The sequence below is a fragment of the Pseudomonas sp. genome, assembly GCF_049645325.1.
GTDB lineage: Bacteria > Pseudomonadota > Gammaproteobacteria > Pseudomonadales > Pseudomonadaceae > Aquipseudomonas.
Window position 1 is genome coordinate 1 of sequence record NZ_JBARTQ010000278.1, and the last position, 2,699, is coordinate 2,699.

General features: G+C 64.8%; 2 protein-coding genes and 1 pseudogene. All 3 read left to right on the forward strand.

Annotation, left to right across the window (positions count from 1 at the left end):
- Window positions 1-184, forward strand: a pseudogene (locus tag WBB95_RS12390) (ABC transporter permease); the annotation flags it as partial.
- A 50-nt stretch (window positions 185-234) separates the two neighbouring features.
- On the forward strand, window positions 235-1,167 hold the full coding sequence (locus WBB95_RS12395; protein WP_032889545.1) for a sugar ABC transporter substrate-binding protein: 933 nt from the start codon (window positions 235-237) through the stop codon (window positions 1,165-1,167).
- A 15-nt stretch (window positions 1,168-1,182) separates the two neighbouring features.
- Window positions 1,183-2,694, forward strand: coding sequence for a sugar ABC transporter ATP-binding protein (locus WBB95_RS12400; protein WP_424487864.1), 1,512 nt, complete (start codon window positions 1,183-1,185; stop codon window positions 2,692-2,694).
- Window positions 2,695-2,699: the final 5 nt, after the last annotated feature.

Consider the following 2,699-nt stretch of genomic DNA (forward strand, 5'->3'; position numbering starts at 1 on the left):
CCTCAGCGGCGGCGTCGGCAGCATCGGTGGCACCCTCGTCGGGGTGCTGATCATCGGCGTGCTGCGCAATGGCCTCAACCTGCTCGGCGTCTCGCCATTCATTCAACAAGTGGTGATCGGCGTGGTCATCGCCCTCGCCGTGACCATCGACACCCTGCGACGCCGTTCCAGCACTGCCCGTTAAACCTGTTCGACAGTTGACACCCTCCAACAATAAAACCAGGAGTCACCGACATGTTCAGCCCCAAGAAACTGCTGATTGCCACCGCGCTCGCTGCCGCGACCCTCACTGCCGCCGGCACCACCTGGGCCAAGGACCTGACCATCGGCCTGGCCGTGGCCAACCTGCAGGCCGACTTTTTCAACCAGATCAAGCAATCGGTCGAGGCCGAGGGCAAGGCCAAGGGGATCAAGGTGATCACCGTGGACGCCCAGGGCAACTCCTCCACCCAGGTCAGCCAGATTGAAGACCTGATCACCCGCCAGATCGACGTGCTGATCTACATCCCGGCCGGTGCTACCGCTGCCGGTGTGCCGGTGAAAGCCGCCAAGGCCGCGGGTATTCCGGTGATCGCCGTGGACCGCAACGCTCCCGACGCGCCGGGCGATACCTTTATCGCCAGCGACAGCGTGGCCGGCGCCAAGACCCTGGCTGAGTACGTGGGCAAGATCACCGACGGCAAAGGCCGCATCGCGATCCTGCAAGGCCAGCTCGGCACCACGCCTGAAAACGATCGCGCCAAGGGCTTCGAAGAAGGGTTGAAGGCTTTCCCGGACCTCAAGGTGGTCGCCCAGCAACCGGCCGAATGGGCCCAGGACAAAGGCTTCGCCGTGGCCCAGGACCTGCTCCAGCGTGACCCGAACATCACCGTGTTCTTTGGCCGCGCCGATGCCATGGCCCTGGGCGCTGCCCAAGCGGTGAAGGTCGGCAACCTCGATCATAAAGTCGTGGTGGTCGGTTTTGACGGCGACGTGGCCGGGCTCAAGGCCGTGGAAAGCGGCGTGCTGAACGCGACCATGACCCAGCAAACCCAGAAAATGGGGCGCCTGGCCGTGGCCTCGGCGATTGACCTGAAGGCCGGTAAAGCCGTGCCCAAAGAGCAACTGCTGCCGACCGTGCTGACCACCAAAGAAAACGTCGCGCCGTTCCTGCAACAGCACCCGTAAACCTGGGAGGTCGTCATGCAAGCAGCCGCTCTGGACAGGGCACACGCCGACACGGTGCTGTGCCTGCGCAACATCAGCAAGGCCTACGGCCCGGTGCAGGTGTTGTCGCAAGTCAACGTGGACATCCGCCCCGGCGAAGTGCTGGCGTTGCTCGGCGAAAACGGCGCGGGCAAGTCGACCTTGTCGTCGATCATCGCCGGGCTGGTGCAGCCGGAAGCCGGGGGCAGCATGACCTGGCTCGGCGAGCCCTATGCGCCCGCCTCACCGGGGGCAGCGCTGGGCGCCGGGATCGGCCTGATTCACCAGGAAATCCGCCTGCTGCCGCAACTGTCGATTGCCGAGAACATCTTCGTCGGCCGCCTGCCCATGCGTCACGGGCGGGTCGACCGCGAGTACATCGAGGCCCAGGCGCAGATCCAGCTGGAGCGCCTGGGGCTCAAGGTGCCGGCGTCACGCAAGGTCGAAGGCCTGAGCGTGGCGGCGCAGCAACTGGTGGAAATCGCCAAGGCGCTGACCCTCAAGGCGCGGTTGCTGATTCTCGACGAACCCACCGCCGCCTTGGGCGGGGAAGAAACCGAGTTGCTGTTCCAGCAGGTCGAGCGGCTCAAGGCCGAAGGTGTGTCGTTCATCTATATCAGCCATCGCCTGGAAGAAATCGCGCGCATTGCCGACCGCGTGCTGGTGCTGCGTGACGGGTGCCAGGTAGCCCTGCATGCCACCGCGCAAGTTCCCGTGCGTGAGTTGGTGGAGCAGATGGTCGGGCGCAGCCTGGAGCGGATTTTCCCGACCTTGCAGGCGCCCAAGGCGCAGGTGATGTTGCAGGTGAAGGATTTAAGTTGCCGAGAATTTGCCTTGCACGGTATCGACTTCAGCGTACGCGCCGGCGAGGTGTTCGGCATTGCCGGGGTGGTCGGCGCCGGGCGCACCGAGCTGGTGCGCACCATTGCCGGTGCGGCCCAGGACATCAAGGGGCACATGGTGCTCGATGGCGAGGTTCGCCAGTTGCGCTCGCCGTTCGAGGCGATCCAGGCCGGTGTGGTGCTGGTGCCCGAAGACCGCAAGCAACAAGGCGTGGTGGTGGAACACCGGATCGAAGACAACCTGATTTATGGCAACACGGATCTGTTGGACACCCACGGCTGGGTGTTCCCCGCCGCGCTGCGCGAGTTCGCACGCACGGCGGTGGCGCGGCTTGGCGTCAAGGGCGCGCCGCAGTCGCGCATTTCCAGCCTGTCGGGCGGTAACCAGCAGAAGGTGATCATTGCCAAGTGGCTGGCGCGCAACCCCAAGGTGTTCATCCTTGATGAACCCACGCGCGGCATCGACGTGGGTGCGCGGGCGGCGATTTATGAAGTGATCGCCGACCTGGCCGCCAAGGGCATGGCGGTGATCGTGGTGAGTTCGGACCTGGATGAAGTGCTCGGGTTGTCCCATCGGGTGATGGTGATGAGCCGGGGGCGGCAGATGGGGATTCTGGAGCGCGGCGAGGCCACCCCGGTTTCGGTGATGGAAATGGCCACGGCGTAACTGCC